Origin of the sequence: Micromonospora tulbaghiae (assembly GCF_900091605.1) — a bacterium.
GTDB lineage: Bacteria > Actinomycetota > Actinomycetes > Mycobacteriales > Micromonosporaceae > Micromonospora > Micromonospora tulbaghiae.
In genome coordinates, this window is the sequence record NZ_FMCQ01000003.1 from 594,530 (window position 1) to 616,899 (window position 22,370).

Below are 22,370 nucleotides of genomic sequence, written 5' to 3' on the forward strand. Positions count from 1 at the left end.
CCCGGGCCGGCCCACGGCTCCAGGTCGCGTGCGCGAGCTGGAGCCGTCGTACGTCCCGCCGTTCCTCGTCATCCGGAGAGCAGGTTCTCGTGAGTTCGTCAGTCGCCTCGACGGGACGGGGGGTGGCGCCGACCGGACCCGGTGCGGCGGCCCGCGCGGTCACCCGGACGCTCAGCGACGACCCGCTCGGCGGCACCGTCCGCCGTACCGTGCTCCCCAGCGGGCTGCGGGTGCTCACCGAGGCGATCCCGGCGATGCGCAGCGTGTCGTTCGGCATCTGGGTGGCTGTCGGCTCGCGCGACGAGACCGGCTCGCAGGCCGGTGCCGCGCACTTCCTGGAGCACCTGCTGTTCAAGGGCACCAACAAGCGCAGCGCGTTGGAGATCTCGGCGCAGATCGAGGCCGTGGGCGGCGAGACCAACGCCTTCACCACGAAGGAATACACCTGCTACTACGCGCGGGTGCTGGACGAGGACCTGCCGCTCGCCATCGACGTCATGTGCGACCTGGTCGCCGACTCGGTGCTGGCCGCCCCCGACGTGGAGACCGAACGCGGCGTCATCCTCGAAGAGATCGCCATGCACGACGACGAGCCCGGCGACGAGGTGCACGACCTGTTCGCCCGCGCCGTCTACGGCGACCACCCGCTGGGCCGGCTCATCTCCGGCACGGAGGAGACGGTCACGCCGATGACCCGCCGGCAGATCCAGGGCTTCTACCGCCGCCGCTACACGGCGCCGCAGATCGTGATCGCCGCCGCCGGGAACCTCGACCACGCCGCCGTGGTCAAGCTGGTCCGGCAGGCGCTGCGCGGCACCCCGCTGGACACCGACCCGGCGTCGCCGGCGCCGCACCGCCGGGCCACCCCGACGGTACGCACCAAGCCGGCCACCACGCTGGTCGAGCCGAAGGAGACCGAGCAGGCGCACGTCATCCTCGGCTGCCCGGGCATCGACCGCACCGACGACCGGCGGTTCGCCCTCGGCGTGCTGAACAACGTGCTCGGCGGCGGCATGTCCAGCCGGCTGTTCCAGGAGATCCGGGAGCAGCGCGGGCTGGCGTACTCGGTCTACTCCTACGCCAGCCAGTACGCCGACAGCGGCGTGTTCGCCGTCTACGCCGGTTGCGCGCCGGGCAAGGTGGACGAGGTGCTGGACCTGACCCGCGCCGAGCTGGCGCGGGTGGCCGCCGAGGGGATCACCGAGGCGGAGCTGGCCCGGGGCAAGGGGATGAGCAAGGGCTCGTTCGTGCTCGGGCTGGAGGACACCGGCTCGCGGATGAGCCGGCTCGCCAAGGGGGAGCTGCTCTACGGCAACCTGATGCCGGTGGATGACCTGCTGGCGCGGGTGGACGCGGTGACGCTCGCGGACGTGAACGCGCTCGCCGCCGAGCTGCTCGGCCGGCCGATGTCGCTTGCCGTCGTCGGCCCGTTCGACGAGGGCAGCTTCACCGTCGACCGCTGAGCGACGGCCCGGTCCGCCGGATGCCGGGCGGCGGTGCGGTCCGCCGGACCGCGTCGTGCGGGCTGGGATAGGTTGTGGCCCGTGACTGAGCAGCAGAACGCGGTGGCCCGGGTCGGCGTGCTGGGCGCCCGGGGCCGGATGGGCATGGAGGTCTGCAAGGCGGTCGACTCCGCCTCCGACCTGGAGCTGGTCGCGGCCGTCGACCAGGGCGACGACCTGGACGCGGTGGCGCAGGCGGGCGCCGGGGTGGTCGTCGACTTCACCACCCCCGACGCGGTCATGGACAACCTGCGCTGGTGCGTCGAGAACGGCGTGCACGCGGTGGTCGGCACCACCGGCTTCACCGAGCAGCGGCTCGCCCAGGTGCGCGAGTGGTTGTCCGGGCGGCCCGGCGTGGGCGTGGTGATCGCCCCCAACTTCGGCATCGGCGCGGTGCTGATGATGCAGTTCGCGGCGCGCGCCGCCCGGCACTTCGAGTCCGTCGAGATCATCGAGCAGCACCACCCGCGCAAGCTGGACGCGCCGAGCGGCACCGCCACCCACACCGCCCGGCTGATCGCCGCCGCCCGCGCCGACGCCGGCCTCGGGCCCGCGCCGGACGCCACCCGTGACGAGGTGGCCGGCGCCCGCGGTGCCGACATCGACGGGGTACGCGTGCACGCGGTACGCGCCACCGGCCTGGTCGCCCATCAGGAGGTGCTGTTCGGCACCACCGGTGAGACGCTCACCATCCGGCACGACTCGTACGACCGGGTGTCGTTCATGCCCGGCGTGCTGCTCGCGGTCCGGGAGGTGGGTCGCCGGCCCGGTCTGACCGTCGGCCTGGACGCCCTGCTCGACTGACCCGCAGCGGGTGCCGCGCACCGCGCCCCGGCCTGCTGCGGGAAACCGTTTTGCCTGGTCGGTGGCGCAGACCTAGGCTGCTTTCATGATCGATTCTGGACACTCCGACCGCACCGGCCGCCGGGTGACGCTGCGCCCGGTGGACGACGACAACTGGCGGGCAGTGGCGGACGTCGCGCCGCACGACGACCAGCGTGCCTTCGTGGCCGCACTGGCCGCCCGCTACCTGCTTCTCACCGAGCGCTCGGACGTCTGGAACTCGCTCGCGGTGTACGCCGACGAGACGGTCGTCGGACACGTGATGTGGGGCGTGGACGACGACGAGTCGCGCTGGATCGGCGGCATGGTGATCGACGCCGCCGAGCAGGGCCGGGGCCTGGGCCGCGCCACCGTACGGACGCTCGCGGACTGGCTCGCCGAGGCGGGCCAGCCGATCCGCCTGAGCTACCACCCTGACAACAAGCCCGCCGGCGCCCTCTACACGTCTCTGGGTTTCCACCCCACAGGCGCCATGGAGGACGACGAGCTGGTAGCCGAACTCCTCCCCCCAGCCTGACCCCCTGCCCGGCCCCCGACGATCATGAGGTTGGCGGCATTTAAGGAGATCGAAAAGGCCGTCAACCTCATGATCGACGGGGTCAAGGATGGGGTGGGGTGGGGTGGGGTGGCGGTCCTGCCCCGTGCCGGGACCGCCGGCCCACCCACGAGAGGGTGGACCGGCGGCAGGGCTGGAACTCATCGGTCGGCTGAGGAATTTTCCTCTGCGGTCTCCGGGATCGCCACGTGGAGGCGGATCTGGGGGACCAGCATGTCGTCCACGTCCAGCGCGCGGGACGCCCCGTCCGGCTCCCAGCCCGTCGAGCCGAGGAAGTTCCGGGTCGCCGCGTCGGCGTCGAACGCCCACGCCACCGCCCGGGTCAGGCCGTCGGCGCGCCAGTGGTCGACAGCCGCGGCGAGCAGCCGGCTGCCGTGCCCGCGCCGCCCCCACCGGGGCTCGACCAGCAGGTCCGTGACCGCCGCGACGCCCGAGGCGAGCGCCTCGGCCGGCTCGTCGGGGGCGAGCGCGTCGGCATCGGCCGGACCGGAGGCGACGAACCCCACCAGATAGGATTGCGCCGCCTGTTCGACGGCGACCAGCACCCGGTGCGCGCCCGAGGGCGGCTCCTGCACCGCCGCGCCCCACCGCCGCGCGAGGTACGCCTCGTCGAGGTTGTCGAGCACGTGCCGTGGCAGGATCCGGCGGTACGCGACCCGCCAGGTCGCGAGCTGGATGCGTGCGATCTCGCCGGCGTCCTCGGGACGCGCGGGCCGGACGTAGCCTGCAGCCATGGCACGTGAGCCTACGCAGGGCGAGGAGGGTGACGGTGGCGCAGGGTGCCGGGCGGACGATCACGCAGGTCGTCGCCGTGGTGGCGCTCGCCGCGGCGGTCACCGTGTTCCTCTCCGTGGCGGCGGTCCGGCACGGCTTCTTCGACCTCCAGGTCTACTACGGCGCGCTGACGTACTGGGCGCGCGACGGCGGGGAGATCTACGACTTCCTGCGCCCCGGCACGCAGTACGGCTTCACCTACCCGCCGTTCGCCGCGCTGGTGATGCTGCCGATGGCGTACCTGCCGTGGAGCGCGGCGATCGTGGTGAGCGTGACCGCGACAGTGCTGGCGAGCGCCGTGGTGATCTGGCGGCTGCTGGACCCGGTGGCCCGCCGGTCCGGCTGGACCCGCTGGTTCGCCCTCGCGGTCGCGTTCTGCCTGGCCGCCGCGTACGAGCCGATGCGCGAGACGGTCAACTTCGGCCAGGTCAACATGCTGCTGCTGTTCCTGGTGGCGGCGGACCTGCTGTGGCTGCTGCCGGCGCGCAGCCGCTGGGCGGGCGTGGGCATCGGCCTGGCCACCGCGATCAAGCTGACGCCCGGCATCTTCATCGTCTACCTGCTGGTCACCGGCCGCTGGCGGACCGCGCTCACCGCCGTCGGCACGGCCGCCGTCGCCACGCTCGTGGCCGCCGGTCTCTTCCCGGACGCCTCCCGGGAGTTCTGGACCGAGGCGCTGTGGAACACCGACCGGGTCGGTGAGCTGGCGTTCGTCTCCAACCAGTCGCTGCGCGGGGTGGTGGCCCGGCTCGACCCGCAGCACCCGAGCACGATCGCCTGGCTGGTGCTCGTACTCCTGACGCTCGTGATCTGGGGGTGGCGGTCGCGGGCGGCGGTGGCCGCCGGCGACGAGGCCACCGGCCTGGCCCTGACCGGCGCCGTGATGTGCCTGGTCAGCCCGGTGACCTGGGTGCACCATCTGGTCTGGCTGCTGCCCGGGCTGATCCTGCTCGTCGACAACGGCATGGCGGCGCCCGCGCGCAGCCGCCGGCGCCGTCTGCTGCTGGCCGCCGCGCTGATCGGGTACGCGCTGCTGTGCAGCCGGATCGTCTGGTCCTGGGAGAAGGACTTCACCGGCGTGGACGGTTTCCTCGGCAGCAACACGTACGTGTGGATCAGCCTGGCGCTGCTGCTCGGGCTGCCGATCCGGCGGTGGCTCACGCCGGCCGGCGGGGAGCGGCCCGGCGGTGACCTCCCGGCCGGGTCAGCTTCCGGTGGTGTACCGCAGCTCGCGGAGCAGGATCGGGGCGAGGCCGCCGGACAGCGGCACCGGGTAGGTGGACTCCTCGCCGTCCGGTGAGTGACCGGCCCGCTCGTAGAAGCGGCGGGCGCGGGCGTTGTCGGCGAGCACCCAGAGCCGGTACCCCGTCCAGCCCCGCTCGGCCAGGCCGTCGCGGGCCGCCGCGAGCAGCGTCCGGGCGGCGCCCGAGCCCCAGTGCGCCGGTTCCACGTAGATCGCCACCAGTTCGCCGTGGGCCGGGTCGAGGTCGTCGCGGTCCTGGTTGTTCCGGTACGGCCCGAACGTGGTGAACCCGACGATCGTGCCGCCGTCCTCGGCGACGAGCGTGGTGAACGGGTGTTCCGGGTCGGCGGTGCCGAGGTCGCGGCGGCGCTGTGCCCAGGCGCGGGGGTTCAGCCGGCTCAGCACCTCCTCGGGCATGATCCCGGCGTAACCGGCCTGCCAGCCGTGGACGTGCACCCGGGCGATCGCCTCGGCGTCGTCCGGTTCCTCCCGGCGAATGGTGAGCACCTGTCCGTTCTATGCCCCGGCGGGCGATCGGTCCAGCCGCCGCTCCCGGCCCGGCGCGTCGAGCATCGCGTGGCGGTCCGGAGGCGTCGTGTCGTACCGCTGGATTAGGGTCGCCGACGATGGCCGTACCGGAATCGCTCTCCCTCGCCCAGGCCCGCCGGATCGCCCTGGCCGCCCAGGGCTTCGCCGACCCGGCGCCCACCGGCGTGCCCACCCGGCGGCACCTGCGCCGGGTGCTCGACCGGGTCGGGCTGATCCAGATGGACTCGGTGAACGTGCTCCAGCGGGCGCACTACCTGCCGCTCTACAGCCGGCTCGGGCCGTACCCGACCGCGCTGCTGGACACCGCCGCCTACCGCCGCCCGCGCGAGCTGTTCGAATACTGGGCGCACGAGGCGTCGCTGGTGCCGGTGGGGCTGCACCCGGTGTTGCGCTGGCGGATGGCCAAGGCCCGCGACGAGTCCTGGGGCGGGATGCGCCGGATCGCCGAGGAGCAGCCCGAGCTGGTCGCCTGGGTCCGCGACGAGGTCGCCGCGCGAGGGCCGCTGACCGCGGCCGAGATCGAGCACGACGCGCCACGGGAGACCGGCAACTGGGGCTGGAACTGGTCGGCGGTGAAGCGGGCGCTGGAGTTCCTGTTCTGGGCCGGCGAGGTCACCGCCGCCGACCGCACCAACGCGTTCGCCCGCCGCTACGACCTGCCCGAGCGGGTGCTCCCGGCCGCCGTGCTGGACGCGCCCACCCCGACCGACGCCGAGGCGCACCGCACGCTCGTCTCGATGGCCGCCCGTTCGCTCGGCGTCGCCGCCGAACCGGAGCTGCGCGACTACTTCCGGCTGCCGGTCACCGGGGCCCGGCGGGCGGTGGCCGAGCTGGTCGAGGCGGGCGAGCTGACCCCGGTCACGGTGCAGGGCTGGCGGCACCCCGCCTACCTGCACGCGGACGCCCGGCTGCCCCGCTGGGTGCGTGGCAACACGCTGGTCAGCCCGTTCGACCCGCTGGTCTGGGAACGGGCGCGTACCGAGCGGCTGTTCGGCTTCACCTACCGGATCGAGATCTACGTGCCGGCGCCGCAGCGGGTCTACGGCTACTACGTGCTGCCGTTCCGCCAGGGCGAGCGGTTCACCGCCCGGGTCGACCTGAAGGCCGACCGGAAGGCCGGGGTGCTGCTGGTGCCCGCCGCCTGGGTCGAGCCGGGGGCCGACCCGGGGGAGACCGCTGTGGCGCTCGCCGCCGAGCTGTACCGGCTCGCCGGCTGGCTCGGCCTGGACGCGGTCGCCCCGCCCACCGCCGGCGACCTGGCGGGGCCGCTGGCCGCCGCGCTGGTGGGCGTGGCCGGTGTACGGTGAGCGCGTGACGAGCGTTGACCGGCCTGCCGCCGCGCCCGACCCGCACCCCGAGCCGGACCCGCACGGGCACGCGCAGGAGCCGGAGTCCGGGCCGCGGGGCGAGGCGCACGCTTTCGCGCACGCCGGGCAGCCTTCGCACGCCGAGGCGCACGCGCACGCCGGTCCGCATGCTCCCGCCGGAGCACCCGGAGCACCGTGGCCCGGGGGTTACCCGGTGACGTACCAGCCGGTCGAGGCCGACCGGTTCACCCGGATGGTGATGCGCCTGCACGCCCGCGCCCCGCGCTGGGCGGTGCCGCTGGCCGCGCTCGGCTGCGTCGGCATCGGCATCGCGTACGCGCTGATCAGCGACCCGACCCGGAGCGACCCGGACGCCGCGCCGACCTGCCTGCTCAAGCTGACCACCGGGCTGGACTGTCCGGGCTGCGGCGGCACCCGCGCGCTCTGGTACGTGCTGCACGGCGACCTGCCCGCCGCGGCCCGCCACCACTTCCTGTTCATCTTCGCGCTGCCGTTCCTGGCCTGGCTCTTCGTGGCCTGGGCCGGCAACCGGGCGTTCGGCTGGAAGCTGCCCGAGTTGCAGTTCAGCCCCAAGGTCGTCGGCATGTTCCTGGCCGCCTGGGCGGTCTTCTCGGTGGCCCGTAACCTCCCCTGGGCCCCCTTCACCTCGCTCTACGTCTGACCGGGGCCGAGCCCTCCGCGAGATCTTGGACACCTGGGCGGAGCGCCCGCTGGTCGGCCGCGTGCCCGATTTCCACGGCGACGGCGCGGCCACTACAGTCGCAGGAATGCCGGAGATGGTTCAGCCCCAGGTCAAGTTGATCGCGTGGACCCAGTTCCAGGCGCCCGAAGAGGTGCCGTGGTCCACCGACGCCGACGGTGGGCAGGCGCTCGCCGAGTTCGCCGGCCGGGCCTGCTACCAGAGCTGGAAGAAGCCGAACCCGGCCACCGCGACCAACGCCGGTTACCTGGCGCACATCCTGGAGGTCGGCCACCTGAGCGTGCTGGAGCACGGCTCGGTGAGCTTCTACTTCAGCGGCGTCTCCCGCTCGTTCACGCACGAGCTGATCCGGCACCGGCACTTCTCCTACTCGCAGCTGTCCCAGCGCTACGTGCCGGAGCGGGACGCGGCGATGGTCGAGCCGTCGGTGATCGCCGACGATCCGGAGCTGCACAAGAAGTTCGTCGAGGCCACCGACGCGGCGGTGCGGGCGTACACCGAGTTGCTGGAGGGGCTGGAGTCCCGCTTCACCGACGAGCCCAACCCGACGCTGCGCCGCAAGCAGGCCCGCCAGGCGGCCCGGGCGGTGCTGCCGAACGCCACCGAGACGCGGATCGTCGTGACCGGCAACTACCGGGCCTGGCGGCACTTCGTCAAGATGCGCGCCACCGAGCACGCCGACGTGGAGATCCGCGAGCTGGCGGTGGAGTGCCTGCGCCAGCTCAAGGGTGTCGCGCCGAACGTCTTCGCCGACTTCGTGATCTCCACCCTGCCCGACGGCACCGAGGTGGCGGCGTCGCCGCACGCGGAGTGACTCGTCGCCCTTCGCCGCCGGGCCACCGGCGGCCGTCCGCTAGGTTGTGAGCATGACGCACGACCACTCCGCCGCCCCGAGCCGGGGCGCGTCGCGCCCGTTCGGGCGGGTGATGACGGCCATGGTGACCCCGTTCACGCCGGACGGTGGCCTGGATCTCGACGGCGCCGCCCGGCTGGCCGAACATCTCGTCGACCAGCAGGGCAACGACGCGCTGGTGCTCAACGGCACCACCGGCGAGTCCCCGACCACCACGGAGGCGGAGAAGGAGTCGCTGATCCGTACCGTGGTCGAGGCGGTCGGCGACCGGGCCAGGATCGTCGCCGGTGTGGGCACCAACGACACCCGGCACACCGTCGAGCTGGCCACGCAGGCCGAGAAGGCCGGCGCGCACGGTCTGCTGGTGGTCACGCCGTACTACAACAAGCCGCCGCAGGCCGGGCTGCTGCGTCACTTCACCACCGTCGCGGACTCCACCGGCCTGCCGGTCATGCTCTACGACATCCCGCACCGCACGGGCGTGGCGATCGCCACCGAGACGCTCGTGAAGCTGGCCGAGCACGGCCGGATCGTCGCGGTGAAGGACGCCAAGGGCGACCTGTTCGCCACCTCGGAGGTGCTCAGCCGCACCGACCTGGCCTACTACAGCGGCGAGGACGCGCTCACCCTGCCGATGCTGTCGGTCGGCGCGGTCGGCGTGGTCGGCACCTCCACCCACTTCACCGGCGCGCTGACCAAGCAGATGATCGAGGCGTTCGAGGCGGGCGACAACGCCCGGGCGCTCGCCCTGCACCGGCAGTTGCTGCCGCTCTACACCGGCATCTTCCGCACCCAGGGCACGATCCTGGTCAAGGCCGGCCTGGGGGCGCAGGGTCGCCCGGCCGGTCCGGTGCGGCCGCCGCTCGTCGACGCCACCGGTGACGAACTGGCCCAGCTGCGCGCCGACTGCGCCGCGGCGGGCCTGCCCCTGCCCGAATGAATCAACGACACGACGGACGCCGCGCGACGGCGTCGCAGAATGAGGTGACGCGTGACCGAGGCGCACATCGAGGGTGAGCTGCCCCCGCCGCTGCCCGAGGGCGGCCTGCGGATCATCCCGCTCGGCGGACTCGGCGCCATCGGCCGGAACATGACCGTCTTCGAGTACGACGGCAAGCTGCTCATCGTCGACTGCGGGGTGCTGTTCCCCGACGTCGAGCAGCCGGGTGTGGACCTGATCCTGCCCGACTTCGGCCCGATCCTGGACCGGCTGGCCGACGTGCAGGCGATCGTGCTCACGCACGGCCACGAGGACCACATCGGCGCCGTGCCGTACCTGCTCGCTCACAAGCCGGACATTCCGCTCGTCGGCTCCCAGTTCACGCTTGCGCTCGTCGAGGCGAAGCTGGCCGAGCGGCGGATCCAGCCGTACACGCTGACCGTGCGGGAGGGCGGCCGGGAACGGCTCGGCCCGTTCGAGTGCGAGTTCTTCGCGGTGAACCACTCGATTCCGGACGCGCTGGCGGTGGCCATCCGTACCCCGGCCGGCCTGGTGCTGCACACCGGCGACTTCAAGATGGACCAGCTTCCGCTCGACGGGCGGATCACCGACCTGGCCGGGTTCGCCCGGCTCGGCGCCGAGGGCGTCGACCTGCTGCTGTCCGACTCGACGAACGCGGAGATCCCCGGTTTCGTCACGCCGGAGCGGGAGATCGGGCCGGTCCTGGACTCGATCTTCGCCAAGGCGAAGGGGCGGATCATCGTCGCCTCGTTCGCCTCGCACGTGCACCGGGTGCAGCAGGTCTTCGACTCTGCGGCCGAGCACGGCCGCAAGGTGGCCCTGATCGGCCGGTCCATGGTCCGCAACATGGGCATCGCCCGCGACCTGGGCCTGCTCAACATCCCGTCGGGCCTGGTGGTCGGCATCGAGGAGGCCACCAACCTGCCACCCGAGCAGATCGTGCTCATGTCCACCGGTTCGCAGGGCGAGCCGATGAGCGCGCTGGGCCGGATGGCCAGCGGCGACCACCGGCACATCACCATCGCGCCGGGCGACACGGTCGTGCTGGCGTCCTCGCTGGTGCCCGGCAACGAGACCTCGGTCTACCGGGTGATCAACCGGCTGGCCCGGGCCGGCGCCGTGGTCGTGCACAAGGACGTCGCCAAGGTGCACGTCTCCGGCCACGCCCCGGCCGGCGAGCTGCTCTACCTGCTCAACGTCGTACGCCCGAGCAACCTGATGCCGGTGCACGGCGAATGGCGGCACCTGCGGGCGCACGCCCGGCTCGGCATCGAGTCCGGCGTCGCGCCGGACCGGGTCGTGCTCTGCGAGGACGGCGACGTGGTCGACCTGGTGGAGGGCCGCGCCAGCGTGGTCGGACGGGTGAAGAGCCGGTACGTCTACGTCGACGGTCTCGCCGTCGGCGACGTCAGCGAGTCGCTGCTCACCGAGCGGCGGATCCTCGGCGACGGTGGTTTCATCGCGACCACAGTCGTGGTCGACTCGGTCACCGGCAAGGTGGTCGCCGGGCCGACCGTCTCGGCGAAGGGCTTCTCCGAGGACCCGGCCGCGTTCAACCCGGTGATCCCGCTGGTCACCGAGGCGCTGAACCGGGCCGCCGCGGACGGCATCACCGACCCGCACCAGCTCCAGCAGATCGTCCGCCGCACGGTGGGCCGCTGGGTCAACGACGCGTACCGCCGTCGGCCCATGATCGTCCCGACCGTCGTCGAGGTCTGACCCGACCGCGCCGCGCGCCGGTCCACCCTCCGGGGTGGGCCGGCGTCGTCGCTTTCCGGGTACGCCCCGACACGCCGCGTCGAAACGTGCCGCCGGCACTCATCCGATCGGCGTCCGTCTCCGTACCTCCCGACGGCCGGCGTGCCCCTGCGCCGGTCGGGAGGAGCGTGCCGGATGGACCGCAGACGGATGACAGCCATCGGCGTACTGGTGGCGGCGGCCGGGTTGACCGCGGCGGTGACCCTGCCGTCGTTCGCCGGTGAAGGGCCGCGGCGGGCCGCACCGGCGGCCGACGGCGTCGCCCCGGAGGTCCTGGACGCGATGGGCCGCGACCTCGCGCTGACCCGCGACCAGGCGGTGAAGCGGCTGCGGACCGAGCGGTGGGCGGCCGGCACCGTCACCCGGCTGCGCGGGGAACTCGGCGCCGGTTACGGCGGGAGCTGGCTCAGCGAGGACGGCGCCACGCTCACCGTCGCGGTGGCCGACCCGGCCGGCGAGGCGCGGGTGCGGGCTGCGGGCGCGGTCCCGAAGCGGGTCGCCCGCGGCGTCGGCGAGCTGGACGCGGTGAAGAGCCGGCTGGACGCGGCGGGCGCCGACGCCAGCCCGGACGTCGCCGGCTGGTACGTCGACGTAGCAGGCAACGAGGTGGTCGTGATCGCCCGGCCGGGCGCGGAGGCCGACGGCCGACGGCTCGCCGCCGCCGCGGGGTCGAAGGCCGCCATGGTCCGGGTGCGTACCGCCGACGAGGCCCCGCGTCCGCTGTTCGACGTGCGGGGCGGAGACGCCTACCTGATCAACAACGCGGGCCGCTGTTCGGTCGGCTTCTCCGTGGTCGGCGGGTTCGTCACCGCCGGGCACTGCGGCCGGCCGGGGGACCGCACCACCGGATCCAACCGGGTCGCCCAGGGCACGTTCGCCGCCTCCTCGTTCCCTGGTGACGACTGGGCGTTCGTGCGGGTCAACGCGGACTGGACGCCGCAGGGCGTGGTGGCCGACTTCAACGACGGCGGCACGGTGGCCGTGAACGGCTCCACGGAGGCGCCGGTCGGCGCGTCGATCTGCCGGTCCGGCTCCACCACCGGCACCCGATGCGGCCTGATCCAGGCGAAGAACGCGACAGTCAACTACCCCGAGGGGACGGTCACCGGGCTGACCCGGACGAACGTCTGCGCCGAGCCGGGTGACTCCGGCGGCGCGTGGCTCTCCGGCGACCAGGCGCAGGGTGTCACCTCCGGCGGCTCGGGCGACTGCACCCGGGGCGGCACCACGTTCTTCCAGCCGGTCAACGAGATCCTCCAGCGCAACAACCTGACGCTGGTGACCGCCGGTGACCAGCCGGCGCCCACCCAGCCTCCGGCCGGGGGCGGCGAGACCAGCCCGCCCGCGACCGCCGAACCGACCCCGCCGGCGGACGACACCGACTGCTCCGGTCAGGTGAGCCGGACCGGCCGGATCGCCGCCGGACGGACCCAGGTCCAGCCGGACGGGCGCTTCTTCCGGGTGCCCGGCGGCACCCAGGAGGCGTGCCTGTCCGCGCCGGACGGCGCCCGCGTCGTGCTGGAGCTGCAACGCTTCACCGGCGGCGCGTTCCGCACCGTGGCCCGCACGGTCTCCGCCGACGGCACTGCCCGGCTGACCGCCGAGACCCAGGCCGGTGCCTACCGGTACCGCGTCGTCGGGTTGTCCGGCTCCGGCGAGTACACGCTGGCGTTCTCCGTCCGCTGACCGCCGCACCCAGACCGCGGCCCTCGACCACCACCGCCCGGTGGTCGGGGGCCGCGCCGCGTGGGCGGCACGGTTCCTCCGGTGCGCCGGTGCGCCGGTGCGCCGGTGCACCGGCGCACCGGCTCAGGGCAGCGCGGCGACCGCTTCGGCGTACGCGGTACCGGTGCGGACCGCGGCGGCCACCAGCACCGCGAGCTGCGCCGGGGCCACCCCGCACGACAGGTCGGTGGAGACGCCCGCGGCCAGCACCAGCGTCCCGTCGCCGGGCTCGTGCACGTACGCGGCGGGCAGCAGCCGGTCGTGGTTCCAGGCGTTGCAGAACGCGTACGCCTCGGCGCGCCGCCCGGCCGGCAGCCGCCGCTGCGCCACCACCCGGGCGTGCAGCACGTCGCCCAGGCGGCCGAGCAGGCGGAACTGGATCGTGGCCTCGCCCCACCGCCCGGCGAGCGTGCCGTCCGGCTCCACCGTGTACGGCTCGCCCCGGGCGTCGAGCGCGGCGGCGAGCAGCGCCGCGTCCAGCGGTGCCGGTTCCTCCGGTCCGGGCGGCCCGGGCTCGGCCGGATCAGTTTCCGGCTCCTCGTCGAACTCGCTCTCGGCAGCCAGTGACACCGGCGCGGCGAGCGGCCGCTCGGCCAGCCACGACGCGATCCGGCCGGACTGGTGCCCGGTGCCGTTGCGGGCGTCGAAGCTGCCGGCGAGCGCTGTCGCCAGTGCCTGCAACTGCGTACCCAGCGTCGCCACGTCCACCTCGGCTGCGGGTCGGGAACCGTGCCCGGGGCGGTGGATCCGCCGCCCGCCCAGCCCGGCCTCGGTGGCCAGGCCGCACAGCAGCGCGCCCGCCGCGGCGAACTCCATCGCCGACAGGTCGTCGGCCGGGCGGTCCAGCTCGGGCAGTTGCTCGGTCAGGATCTCCAGCCCGCGGTGCAGGTAGCCGCCCAGCGCGCAGAAGCGCAGGTGCGCGGCGAGCAGCGGGAAAGCGGTCCGCTCGCCGCGGTGCCGGCGGTACGCGCGCACGTGCGCCCGGGCCGCCCGCGTCACCGCGCCGGTACGCAGCCACGGCAGCAGCCCCACGGCGAGCGCCCGTTCCGGCTGTTCCGTGCAGCCCGCCCCGCTCGGCGCCACCTGCGGCTCGTCCCCGCCGGCCGGTCCGGCAGGCGGCTCGCCCCGCTCGGTCCGCGCCACCCGTGAGCCGCCTCTTCCGGCCCGCGACCTGCCACTGCCGGCAGTCGCCGCCTGCGGCTCGACCCAGCCGGCCAGCGCCGGCGCCAGCGCCGCCACTGCCGCGTCCGGCTCGCCCCAGCCGGCCAGCAGGTCGGCCCGCCGTGCCGGGGCGCACCCCGCGCAGCCACCCACCGGGTCCGTGGCGTCCGCCGCCGACCAGCGCTCGTACGCGCGCCGGGCGGCCGGCTCGTCGCCGAGATGGTCGGCGAGCCGGCAGCGCAGCTCCGCCACCGGCGCCGCGTCCTCGCCCAGCTCCGCGGCGAGCGCGTCCAACAGGGACCGCGCCTGGTCCAGGCCCACCCGGGGCGTGCCGAACGACGCCTCCACCGCCTGCCGCTGGTGCCGGCGCAACCGGGTCAGCTCGTCCGGGCGGGCGTCCAGCAGGCCGGGGTGCCGGGCCAGCGTGGCCCGCATCCGCCGGACCGGTTCCACCGCACGCCACCGCTCGCCCCGGTGCAGGTACGCCTCGACGAGCGCGAACCGCGCCGACAGGGCGGTACGCGGGTCGCCGGTGGCGTCCGCCCGGGACGCGATCCGCTCCAGCTCGGCGCAGCGCTCCGCGCCGTCGGGCCGGTCCCGGGCGTCGGCGAGCGCGGCGGCCAGCCCCCGGTCGCGGGCCGTGGTCACCGGAGCGTCCCGCCGGCCAGCTCGTCGACGGCGTCGGCGAGCTGGCACCCGGTGGTCACGCCACAGTCGACGAGCCGGTCGAGCTGGTGCGGCGTCACTCCGCGTTCCAGGTCGGTGGTGACCTCGCCGCACACCTGGGCCGCCCCGTCGTCGGCGACGTGCACGTACGCCTTCGGCCAGAGCCGGTCGTGGTTCCACGCGTTGCAGAAGGCGTGCAGCTCGGTCACGCGCTCGATGCCGAAGTGGTGCGCGACGACTGTGCGTACCTGGAGCAGCTCGCCGGCCGCACCGCGGCGGTGGAACCAGATGAGGTTCCGCTCCCAGCGGCCCACCAACGCGCCGTCGGGTTCCTCGACGACCGCGTACCCCCGGTGGCCGAGCACGGCGGCGATCAGCTCGCCGGTCAGCGGGCGCAGTTCCTGCGGGTGTCCGGCCAGCGGACCGTCCGGACCGTCCTCGATCTCCGGCGACGCCATCGGGCATCCCTTCTGAGGCGAATAACACAAACGACGGTCCGACCCGTGCTGCGACGCGCGGACACGACCCGGAAAAGCGGCGATCCACCGGGTGCCGCCGTTACCGTGACTCTATGGCGGGCCGTACCTCTCAGGCGAGCCGGCGGCGCGGCGCGTCGCCGCGTGGCACCACGAACAACCGCGCCCGGCAACCGGCGAAGAAGACGGCGGCGCGGAAAACGGCGCGGCGGCGCCCGGCTCCCGGGCCGGGACCGGCCGCGTTCGTCGGCCGGGCCGTGGGCGCCGTCTGGATGGGACTGGCCCACTCGGTGGGCTGGGCGTTCCGGGCGGCCGGGCGGCAGGCCGCGTCCACCCGGGAACTGGATCCGGAGCACCGCCGCGACGGTGGCGGGCTGCTCCTGTTCGGCCTGGCCATCCTCAGCGCGGTGGGCATCTGGGGCGGCGGCGCCGGGCCGGTGGGCCGGCACCTGGCCGACACCGTACGGCTGTTCATCGGCGCCATCTCGATAATCCTTCCGGTGCTGTTCATGGTCGGCGCGTGGCGGCTGATGCGGAGCCCGGCCGACCCCGAGCACCGCGGTCGCGGCCTGGTCGGCTGGGGCTCGATGATGCTGGCGACCGCCGCGATGCTGCACATCGGGCAGAACCCGGTCGACGAGGTCCAGCGTGACTTCGCCGGCGGCCTGATCGGCGCGGGCGTGGGTGACCTGCTGAAGTCGGCGGTGACCGCCTGGGTGGCCATGCCGCTGCTGCTCCTGCTGCTGGTGTTCGGCCTGCTCGTGGTCACCGCGACGCCGATCAACAAGATCCCTGAGCGGCTCGGCCTGCGCGCCGACCCGGCCGGGCCGGACGCCGACGAGGAGTTCGCCGAGGACGAGGCACCGGCGAAACCGGCCCGTAGGCGCCCGGCGAAGCGGATGCCGCCGCCGCTGGAGCCGCTGGACCCGGACGACGAGCTGGCCGGCGTCGACCTCCAGGAAACGCTCGTGCTGCCGCGCAAGCCGCCGAAGGTGCCGGCGAATCGCAAGCCGGTCGAGCCGCCGGAGCACTCGCCGCTGCCCACCCGCGCCGAGCAGCTCGCGCTCACCGGGCTGGCCGGCGACTACACGCTGCCGCCGGCGAACCTGCTCGGCAGCGGCGCCAAGCCGAAGAGCCGGAGCAAGGCCAACGACGAGGTGATCGCCGCGCTGACCGGCGTCTTCGAGCAGTTCGACGTGGACGCCGCCGTCACCGGCTTCACCCGCGGCCCGACAGTCACCCGGTACGAGGTGGAGCTGGGCCCGGGCGTCAAGGTCGAGCGGATCACCCAGCTGTCCCGGAACATCGCGTACGCGGTGAAGTCGCCGGACGTCCGCATCCTCAGTCCGATCCCGGGCAAGAGCGCGGTCGGCGTGGAGATCCCGAACACCGACCCGGAGAACGTGTCGCTCGGCGACGTGCTGCGTTCCCGTGAGGCGACCAGCGACCACCACCCGATGGTGGTGGCGCTCGGCAAGGACATCGAGGGCGGCTACGTGGTGGCCAACCTCGCGAAGATGCCGCACATCCTGATCGCGGGCGCGACCGGCGCGGGCAAGTCGTCCTGCCTCAACTCGCTGCTGGTGTCCGTCCTGACCCGGGCCACGCCGGACGAGGTGCGGCTGCTGCTGATCGACCCGAAGCGCGTCGAGATGACCGGCTACGAGGGCATCCCGCACCTGGTCACGCCGATCGTGACCAACCCGAAGAAGGCGGCCGACTCGCTGGAGTGGGTCGTCCGCGAGATGGACATGCGCTACGACGACCTCGCCGCCAACGGGGTCCGGCACATCGACGACTTCAACCGCAAGGTGCGCAACGGCGAGATCAAGGCGCCGCCGGGCAGCGAGCGGGAGATGCGGCCGTACCCGTACCTGCTGGTGATCGTGGACGAGCTGGCCGACCTGATGATGGTCGCGCCGCGCGACGTGGAGGACTCGATCGTCCGGATCACCCAGCTCGCCCGGGCCGCCGGCATCCACCTGGTGCTGGCGACCCAGCGGCCCTCGGTCGACGTGGTCACCGGCCTGATCAAGGCGAACGTGCCGTCCCGGCTCGCGTTCGCCACCTCTTCGCTCGCCGACTCCCGGGTCATCCTGGACCAGCCCGGCGCGGAGAAGCTGCTCGGCCGCGGCGACGGCCTGTTCCTGCCGATGGGCGCGTCGAAGCCGCAGCGCATCCAGGGCGCCTGGGTCACCGAGCGCGAGATCGCCGACGTGGTCAAGTTCTGCAAGGACCAGCGCGAGCCGGAGTTCCGCCCGGACGTGCTCGCCCCGGCGCAGGACAACAAGAAGAAGATCGACGAGGACATCGGCGACGATTTGGACCTGCTCGTGCAGGCGGTCGAGCTGGTGGTCACCTCGCAGTTCGGGTCGACCTCGATGCTGCAGCGCAAGCTGCGGGTCGGCTTCGCCAAGGCGGGCCGGCTGATGGATCTGATGGAGACCCGGGGCGTGGTGGGCCCGTCCGAGGGCTCCAAGGCCCGCGACGTGCTGGTCAAGCCGGACGAGCTGGAGGAGGTCCTGGCCGGCCTGCGCGGCGGCGAGGACTGAGGGCCCTGCAACGGACGACGGCGGCCCTCACCATGCGGTGGGAGCCGCCGTCGGCGGTTGCGGGTCAGTTGAGCAGGGCGGCGACGAGCACGGCGCCGATGATCGCGCCGACCACGCTCGCGGCGGCGGCGTACCAGCCCAGCGGCTTGTCACCGAGGACGGCGCCGACGATGCCGAGGATCAGGCCGAGGACGCCGAAGATCAGCGGGGACAGGAAGATCGCGAGGGCCGCGAAGACGAACGCGATGATCGTGCAGATCCGGGCGGCGTTGCTGCGCGGACGGGCGCTGGCGTGGATGTCGGCCATGGGGTCCTCCGTGATGATCGCTCTGTCGGTCAACGGGAGACCGGGTACCCCGGGCGGCGCATCGTCCAAACCGGATGCGCGCGATCAGGCGAAGAGCTTGAGCCCGATCACGCCGGCCACCACCAGCAGCAGGCAGGCCACGCGCGGCAGGTTGACCGGTTCGCCGAGCGCGAGCATCCCGACCAGCGCGGTGCCGACCGCGCCGATGCCGACCCACACCGCGTAGCCGGTGCCGACGGGGATGTCGCGCAGCGCGTACGCCAGGCCGGCCATGCTGGCCACCAGCGTGACGGCGAAGACGGCGGAGGGGAGTGGACGGGTGAAGCCGGCGCTGCGGTCCAGCGCGATCGCCCACGCGGTCTCCAGGAGTCCGGAGATCACCAGCACGATCCAGGCCATGAGTTTCACCTCTGACGGGCGGGCCCGGCGCGGGAGCGGGCCGGGCGACGGTCGGGTCACGCGGGGCGTCTTGGCCTGACCGGGTACGCCCACCGCTCGTCCGGGACGGCCCGCGGGCCGTCGTGGCCGACGGTAGCACCGGGCGGGCCGGACCGGAGGCGTGGTGAGAAAGGCCACCATGGGTGGAGTTGACGTCAACTTCAAGTTGCAGGATGGGTGCCATGACCCTGCTCTTCTCCGACGACGACGTCGCGGCCGCCGTGGACGCCCCGCTCACCGTCGCGGCCATGCGGGACGCGCTGCTGGCCGCGTACGCCGGGCGGCTCATCGCCCCGCCCCGGGCGTCCGCGCCGCTGGGCGGGGGCCGGATGGTGCTCACCGCCGGTCACCTCACCGGGCAGTGGTACGGCTTCCGCTCGTACGACACGTTCGGCCACCCGGAGAGCGGCCAGCTCGTCGTGCTGCACGACGCGACCACCGGCGCGGTACGCGCCATCGCCGTCGGCGAGGAACTCGGCTCCCGGCGTACCGGAGGACTCGGTGGCGTGGCGGTGGACGCCCTGGCCCGCGCGGACGCCGCCACGGTCGGCGTGGTGGGGTCCGGCCGGCAGGCGTGGACGCAGGTCTGGGCCGCGGCGGCGGTCCGGCCGCTGCGCGAGGTCACGGTGTACAGCCGCTCGGCGGCCCGTCGGGAGGCGTTCGCCGCGCGGGTCCGCGCCGAGCTGGGCGTGCCCGCCCGCGCCGTCGGCTCGGCCGCCGCCGCGGTACGCGACCGCGACGTCGTGGTGCTCGCCACCACCAGCACCGTCCCGGTGCTCGACGCCGCCGACCTGGCACCCGGCACCCACGTCAACACGGTCGGCTTCAAGCAGGCCGACCGGCACGAGTTCGGCACCGACCTGCTCGACGCCGCCGACCTGCTGGTCACCGACTCACCCGGGCAGGCCGCCGCGTACGTCCCGCCGATGCTCGCCGCCGTCGAGCCGTACGCCGGGCGGTTGCGCGACCTGGGCGCGGTGCTGGCCGGCGAGGCTCCCGGCCGGACCACCGCGGACCAGATCTCGGTCTTCTGCTCCACCGGCCTGGCCGGCACGGAGGTGTTCCTCCTCGACCGGCTGGCCCGGGTGGCCGTGTCCGCCCGCTGAACCGGCCGGACGGGTGCGCGGCGGTCCGGAACCGGCCCGGTACCCTCGGATGGTGTCTGCCTCCTCCTCCACCCCGCGATCCGACGGGCGCCGCGTCGCCCTGCTGACCCTCGGCTGCGCCCGCAACGAGGTCGACTCGGAGGAGCTGGCCGCCCGGCTGCACGCCGACGGATGGCAGGTCACCACCGACGGCGAGGGCGCCGACGTGGTGGTGGTGAACACCTGCGGATTCGTGGAGAAGGCCAAGCAGGACTCGATCCAGACGCTGCTGGCCGCCGCCGACACCGGCGCCAAGGTCGTCGCCGCCGGGTGCATGGCCGAGCGGTACGGCCGTGAGCTGGCCGACAGTCTCCCCGAGGCGCAGGCGGTGCTCAGCTTCGACGACTATCCGGACATCGCCGCCCGGCTCGACTCGGTGCTGGCCGGCGAGGCGATCGGCGCGCACACCCCCCGCGACCGGCGGGAGCTGCTGCCGCTGACGCCGGTGAAGCGCCGCGACGCGGCGGTGTCGCTGCCCGGGCACGGCACCCCGGCCCGGGTCGCACCGGAGACCGACGCGCACACCCCGGCCCACCTGCGGCAGGTGCTGCGGCACCGGCTCGACACCGGCCCGGTGGCCTCGCTGAAGCTCGCCAGCGGCTGCGACCGGCGGTGCGCGTTCTGCGCCATCCCGGCGTTCCGCGGCGCGTTCGTCTCGCGTACCCCGGACGAGCTGCTCGCCGAGGCCGAGTGGCTGGCCAAGACCGGCGTACGGGAGCTGGTGCTGGTCAGCGAGAACTCCACCTCGTACGGCAAGGACCTGGGCGACCCCCGCGCGCTGGAGAAGCTGCTGCCGCAGCTCGCCGCGATCGACGGGATCGTGCGGGTACGCGCCAGCTACCTCCAGCCCGCCGAGACCCGGCCCGGCCTGGTCGAGGTGATCGCCACCACGCCGGGCGTGGCCGCGTACTTCGACCTGTCGTTCCAGCACTCCAGCGAACCGGTGCTGCGCCGGATGCGGCGCTTCGGCTCCACCGACCGGTTCCTGGAGCTGCTGGCGTCCGCCCGCGCGCTGGCGCCGGACGCGGGCGCGCGCAGCAACTTCATCGTCGGCTTCCCCGGCGAGACGAAGCAGGACGTGGCCGAGCTGGTCCGGTTCCTCACCGAGGCCCGGCTGGACGCGATCGGCATGTTCGACTACAGCGACGAGGACGGCACCGAGGCCGCCGGACTGACCGGCAAGGTCTCCGCCGCCACGGTCAAGCGGCGGTACGACAAGCTCAGCGCGCTCGCCGACGAACTCTGCTCGCAGCGCGCCGAGGAACGCCTCGGCGCGACGGTGGAGGTGCTCGTGGACTCGACCGCCGACGGCGTGGTGGAGGGGCGGGCCGCCCACCAGGCGCCCGAGGTCGACGGCTCGACCACGCTCGTCGCGCCCGTCGGCGGCGGCGTGGACCTGGCCGCGCTGCGCCCCGGCGACCTGGTCCGGGCCACGGTCACCGCGACCGAGGGTGTGGACCTGATCGCCGTACCGGATGAGATGATCTCGGCGGCGCCCGGCGCGGTACGGTGACGGCGGGCCCGGACGGAGCGGGGAAGCCACGTGGGGCGATGCGGGACATGACGGGAGCGGAGTCGACGGCGGCTGCCCCCGTACCGCTGCTCAACGCGGCGAACCTGCTCACCGGCGCGCGCCTGATGCTGGTGCCGGTCTTCGCGGCCACCGTGATCGCCTCCGGCATGAGCCACGCGGGCTGGCAGATGGCGGCCTGCCTGATCTTCGCGGTGGCTTCCGCGACCGACCTGGTCGACGGCTGGATCGCCCGCCGGTACGAACTGGTCACCTCGCTGGGCAAGGTCGCCGACCCGATCGCAGACAAGGCGCTCACCGGCGCCGCCCTGGTGCTGCTCTCCGTCTACGACCGGCTGCCCTGGTGGGTGACGGTGGTCATCCTGGCCCGCGAGCTGGGCATCACCGCGCTGCGCTTCTGGGTGATCCGGCACGGCGTGATCGCGGCCAGCCGGGGCGGCAAGGTCAAGACCGCGCTGCAGATCCTGGCCATCACCTGGTACCTCTGGCCGATGCCGGAGGCGCTCGCCCCGGTCGGGCCGTGGATCATGGGCGCGGCCGTGGTGGTCACCGTGGTCACCGGGTTCGACTACATCGCCCAGGCGTTGCGGCTGCGCCGCCCGGCCCGTTGAGCCGGTCGGCGGGTCCGTCGATCCGGGCGGCGGACGAGTAAGCCGGCGTGGTGCGGGAAATGGGGGCGGGCATGGACACCGACGCGAGAGACCACCGGCCCGCCGGCAGCCCGGCGGCCGCCGTGGTGCACCGGCTGCACGAGTGCGGCGAGACGCTGGCCACCGTCGAGTCGCTGACCGGCGGCCTGCTCGCCGCCGCGGTCGTGGAGATCGCCGGGGTCAGCTCGATCTACCGGGGCGGCATGGTGGTCTACGCCACCGAACTCAAGGCGACGCTCGCCGGCGTACCGGAGGACCTGCTGGCCGACCGCGGCCCGGTCGACCCGGACGTGGCGGCCGCGCTGGCCGAGGGCGGACGGCAGCGGTGCGGCGCCGACTGGGGCCTGGCCACCACCGGTGTGGCCGGGCCGGAGCCGCAGGACGACAAGCCGGTCGGCCTGGTCTACGTGGCGGTCGCCGGGCCGGACGGCACGCAGGTGCGCCGGCTCGACCTCGACGGCGGTCGCGACCACATCCGTTCGGCCGCGGTGATCGAGGCGCTGCGCCTGCTCGCCGACCGCATCCAGTTGCCCCAGGACGCCGGCGCGCCCGATCCGGCCGGGGCCGGCCACCGGTGAGCCGGCGTCACGCCGGCACGCCCGGCGGCGGGACCGCCGGACCGGCCGATCCGCCCGGATTGGGGAGGCGGGGT

At 74.0% G+C, this 22,370-nt stretch carries 21 protein-coding genes and 1 riboswitch; of the genes, 15 read left to right on the plus strand and 6 right to left on the minus strand.

The window, feature by feature from the left end; all coding sequences use genetic code 11:
* The first annotated feature begins 89 nt into the window (after positions 1 to 89).
* From GA0070562_RS11730 to GA0070562_RS11740, 3 genes are all read left to right on the plus strand, one after another.
* Positions 90 to 1,463 carry a M16 family metallopeptidase gene (locus GA0070562_RS11730; protein ID WP_091419742.1) on the plus strand — a complete coding sequence of 458 codons (1,374 nt, stop codon included), beginning with the start codon at positions 90 to 92 and terminating at the stop codon, positions 1,461 to 1,463.
* Between the two features lie 81 nt (positions 1,464 to 1,544).
* Complete coding sequence (dapB, locus tag GA0070562_RS11735) at positions 1,545 to 2,306, plus strand: 4-hydroxy-tetrahydrodipicolinate reductase (protein ID WP_091419744.1); 762 nt, start codon at positions 1,545 to 1,547, stop codon at positions 2,304 to 2,306.
* Positions 2,307 to 2,391: 85 nt separating this feature from the next.
* Positions 2,392 to 2,862: a GNAT family N-acetyltransferase gene (locus tag GA0070562_RS11740; RefSeq protein WP_091419746.1), complete on the plus strand. Its 471-nt coding sequence runs from the start codon at positions 2,392 to 2,394 to the stop codon at positions 2,860 to 2,862.
* Positions 2,863 to 3,041: 179 nt separating this feature from the next.
* On the opposite strand, the gene GA0070562_RS11745 is transcribed toward GA0070562_RS11740, so the two are convergent.
* Entirely contained in the window at positions 3,042 to 3,635 is a 594-nt protein-coding gene (locus GA0070562_RS11745) for a GNAT family N-acetyltransferase (protein WP_091419749.1), read from the minus strand.
* Between the two features lie 35 nt (positions 3,636 to 3,670).
* Between GA0070562_RS11745 and GA0070562_RS11750 the strand changes: the two genes are divergently transcribed.
* Entirely contained in the window at positions 3,671 to 4,975 is a 1,305-nt protein-coding gene (locus tag GA0070562_RS11750; protein WP_091419751.1) for a glycosyltransferase family 87 protein, read from the plus strand.
* On the opposite strand, the gene GA0070562_RS11755 is transcribed toward GA0070562_RS11750, so the two are convergent.
* A complete protein-coding gene (locus tag GA0070562_RS11755) occupies positions 4,880 to 5,425 on the minus strand; it encodes a GNAT family N-acetyltransferase (protein ID WP_091419753.1) in 546 nt (181 codons plus the stop codon). The two genes, GA0070562_RS11750 and GA0070562_RS11755, sit on opposite strands and share 96 nt — an antisense overlap.
* 119 nt (positions 5,426 to 5,544) lie before the next feature.
* Here GA0070562_RS11755 and GA0070562_RS11760 point away from each other — a divergent pair, with 119 nt between their 5' ends.
* The 6 genes from GA0070562_RS11760 to GA0070562_RS11785 all read left to right on the plus strand — a co-directional run bounded on the left by GA0070562_RS11760 (position 5,545) and on the right by GA0070562_RS11785 (position 12,753).
* Entirely contained in the window at positions 5,545 to 6,774 is a 1,230-nt protein-coding gene (locus GA0070562_RS11760; RefSeq protein WP_091419755.1) for a winged helix-turn-helix domain-containing protein, read from the plus strand.
* On the plus strand, positions 6,764 to 7,456 hold the full coding sequence (locus GA0070562_RS11765) for a DUF2752 domain-containing protein (RefSeq protein ID WP_091419758.1): 693 nt from the start codon (positions 6,764 to 6,766) through the stop codon (positions 7,454 to 7,456). The genes GA0070562_RS11760 and GA0070562_RS11765 overlap by 11 nt, the downstream gene beginning before the upstream one ends.
* A 115-nt stretch (positions 7,457 to 7,571) precedes the next feature.
* On the plus strand, positions 7,572 to 8,309 hold the full coding sequence (thyX, locus tag GA0070562_RS11770; RefSeq protein ID WP_091420240.1) for an FAD-dependent thymidylate synthase: 738 nt from the start codon (positions 7,572 to 7,574) through the stop codon (positions 8,307 to 8,309).
* 52 nt (positions 8,310 to 8,361) lie between these two features.
* Complete coding sequence (gene dapA, locus GA0070562_RS11775; RefSeq protein WP_091419759.1) at positions 8,362 to 9,288, plus strand: 4-hydroxy-tetrahydrodipicolinate synthase; 927 nt, start codon at positions 8,362 to 8,364, stop codon at positions 9,286 to 9,288.
* Between the two features lie 51 nt (positions 9,289 to 9,339).
* The gene (locus GA0070562_RS11780) at positions 9,340 to 11,028 is read left to right on the plus strand and encodes a ribonuclease J (RefSeq protein WP_091419762.1); all 1,689 of its coding nucleotides are present in this window, start codon (positions 9,340 to 9,342) and stop codon (positions 11,026 to 11,028) included.
* Between the two features lie 174 nt (positions 11,029 to 11,202).
* Entirely contained in the window at positions 11,203 to 12,753 is a 1,551-nt protein-coding gene (locus GA0070562_RS11785) for a S1 family peptidase (protein WP_091419765.1), read from the plus strand.
* 123 nt (positions 12,754 to 12,876) lie between these two features.
* On the opposite strand, the gene GA0070562_RS11790 is transcribed toward GA0070562_RS11785, so the two are convergent.
* Together GA0070562_RS11790 and GA0070562_RS11795 are read right to left on the minus strand one after the other, a co-directional pair.
* Positions 12,877 to 14,601: a type III secretion system chaperone family protein gene (locus tag GA0070562_RS11790; RefSeq protein WP_091419767.1), complete on the minus strand. Its 1,725-nt coding sequence runs from the start codon at positions 14,599 to 14,601 to the stop codon at positions 12,877 to 12,879.
* Positions 14,598 to 15,077, minus strand: coding sequence for a type III secretion system chaperone family protein (locus GA0070562_RS11795; RefSeq protein ID WP_091419770.1), 480 nt, complete (start codon positions 15,075 to 15,077; stop codon positions 14,598 to 14,600). The genes GA0070562_RS11790 and GA0070562_RS11795 overlap by 4 nt, the downstream gene beginning before the upstream one ends.
* Before the next feature lie 113 nt (positions 15,078 to 15,190).
* On the opposite strand from GA0070562_RS11795, the gene GA0070562_RS11800 reads away from it, so the two are divergent.
* Positions 15,191 to 17,647, plus strand: coding sequence for an FtsK/SpoIIIE family DNA translocase (locus GA0070562_RS11800; protein ID WP_091419773.1), 2,457 nt, complete (start codon positions 15,191 to 15,193; stop codon positions 17,645 to 17,647).
* A gap of 64 nt (positions 17,648 to 17,711) precedes the next feature.
* Here GA0070562_RS11800 and GA0070562_RS11805 read toward each other — a convergent pair whose 3' ends face one another.
* Together GA0070562_RS11805 and GA0070562_RS11810 are read right to left on the minus strand one after the other, a co-directional pair.
* Entirely contained in the window at positions 17,712 to 17,954 is a 243-nt protein-coding gene (locus GA0070562_RS11805; protein WP_026268018.1) for a hypothetical protein, read from the minus strand.
* Positions 17,955 to 18,038: 84 nt separating this feature from the next.
* Positions 18,039 to 18,353 carry a DMT family transporter gene (locus tag GA0070562_RS11810; protein WP_091419776.1) on the minus strand — a complete coding sequence of 105 codons (315 nt, stop codon included), beginning with the start codon at positions 18,351 to 18,353 and terminating at the stop codon, positions 18,039 to 18,041.
* A gap of 59 nt (positions 18,354 to 18,412) precedes the next feature.
* Positions 18,413 to 18,478, minus strand: a riboswitch (guanidine-III (ykkC-III) riboswitch).
* 96 nt (positions 18,479 to 18,574) lie between these two features.
* On the opposite strand from GA0070562_RS11810, the gene GA0070562_RS11815 reads away from it, so the two are divergent.
* The 4 genes from GA0070562_RS11815 to GA0070562_RS11830 are packed head-to-tail and all read left to right on the plus strand — an operon-like array spanning position 18,575 to position 22,296.
* Positions 18,575 to 19,498, plus strand: a complete 924-nt coding sequence (locus GA0070562_RS11815; RefSeq protein ID WP_175438701.1) for an ornithine cyclodeaminase family protein — start codon at positions 18,575 to 18,577, stop codon at positions 19,496 to 19,498.
* Between the two features lie 49 nt (positions 19,499 to 19,547).
* Complete coding sequence (gene rimO, locus GA0070562_RS11820; protein WP_091419781.1) at positions 19,548 to 21,050, plus strand: 30S ribosomal protein S12 methylthiotransferase RimO; 1,503 nt, start codon at positions 19,548 to 19,550, stop codon at positions 21,048 to 21,050.
* A gap of 47 nt (positions 21,051 to 21,097) precedes the next feature.
* A complete protein-coding gene (gene pgsA / locus GA0070562_RS11825; protein ID WP_175438702.1) occupies positions 21,098 to 21,679 on the plus strand; it encodes a CDP-diacylglycerol--glycerol-3-phosphate 3-phosphatidyltransferase in 582 nt (193 codons plus the stop codon).
* 59 nt (positions 21,680 to 21,738) lie between these two features.
* Complete coding sequence (locus tag GA0070562_RS11830; protein WP_091419787.1) at positions 21,739 to 22,296, plus strand: CinA family protein; 558 nt, start codon at positions 21,739 to 21,741, stop codon at positions 22,294 to 22,296.
* Positions 22,297 to 22,370 lie beyond the last annotated feature (74 nt).

Excerpts from the sequence above, each read along its gene's own strand:
- GA0070562_RS11830 (WP_091419787.1), top strand. The coding sequence starts at position 21,739 with ATGGGGGCGGGCATGGACACCGACGCGAGAGACCACCGGCCCGCCGGC.
- GA0070562_RS11815 (WP_175438701.1), top strand. The coding sequence starts at position 18,575 with ATGACCCTGCTCTTCTCCGACGACGACGTCGCGGCCGCCGTGGACGCC.
- GA0070562_RS11805 (WP_026268018.1), bottom strand. The coding sequence starts at position 17,954 with ATGGCCGACATCCACGCCAGCGCCCGTCCGCGCAGCAACGCCGCCCGG.
- thyX (WP_091420240.1), top strand. The coding sequence starts at position 7,572 with ATGGTTCAGCCCCAGGTCAAGTTGATCGCGTGGACCCAGTTCCAGGCG.
- GA0070562_RS11800 (WP_091419773.1), top strand. The coding sequence starts at position 15,191 with ATGGCGGGCCGTACCTCTCAGGCGAGCCGGCGGCGCGGCGCGTCGCCG.
- GA0070562_RS11785 (WP_091419765.1), top strand. The coding sequence starts at position 11,203 with ATGGACCGCAGACGGATGACAGCCATCGGCGTACTGGTGGCGGCGGCC.
- GA0070562_RS11795 (WP_091419770.1), bottom strand. The coding sequence starts at position 15,077 with ATGGCGTCGCCGGAGATCGAGGACGGTCCGGACGGTCCGCTGGCCGGA.
- pgsA (WP_175438702.1), top strand. The coding sequence starts at position 21,098 with ATGACGGGAGCGGAGTCGACGGCGGCTGCCCCCGTACCGCTGCTCAAC.
- GA0070562_RS11760 (WP_091419755.1), top strand. The coding sequence starts at position 5,545 with ATGGCCGTACCGGAATCGCTCTCCCTCGCCCAGGCCCGCCGGATCGCC.
- GA0070562_RS11740 (WP_091419746.1), top strand. The coding sequence starts at position 2,392 with ATGATCGATTCTGGACACTCCGACCGCACCGGCCGCCGGGTGACGCTG.
- GA0070562_RS11810 (WP_091419776.1), bottom strand. The coding sequence starts at position 18,353 with ATGGCCTGGATCGTGCTGGTGATCTCCGGACTCCTGGAGACCGCGTGG.
- dapA (WP_091419759.1), top strand. The coding sequence starts at position 8,362 with ATGACGCACGACCACTCCGCCGCCCCGAGCCGGGGCGCGTCGCGCCCG.
- GA0070562_RS11745 (WP_091419749.1), bottom strand. The coding sequence starts at position 3,635 with ATGGCTGCAGGCTACGTCCGGCCCGCGCGTCCCGAGGACGCCGGCGAG.
- rimO (WP_091419781.1), top strand. The coding sequence starts at position 19,548 with ATGGTGTCTGCCTCCTCCTCCACCCCGCGATCCGACGGGCGCCGCGTC.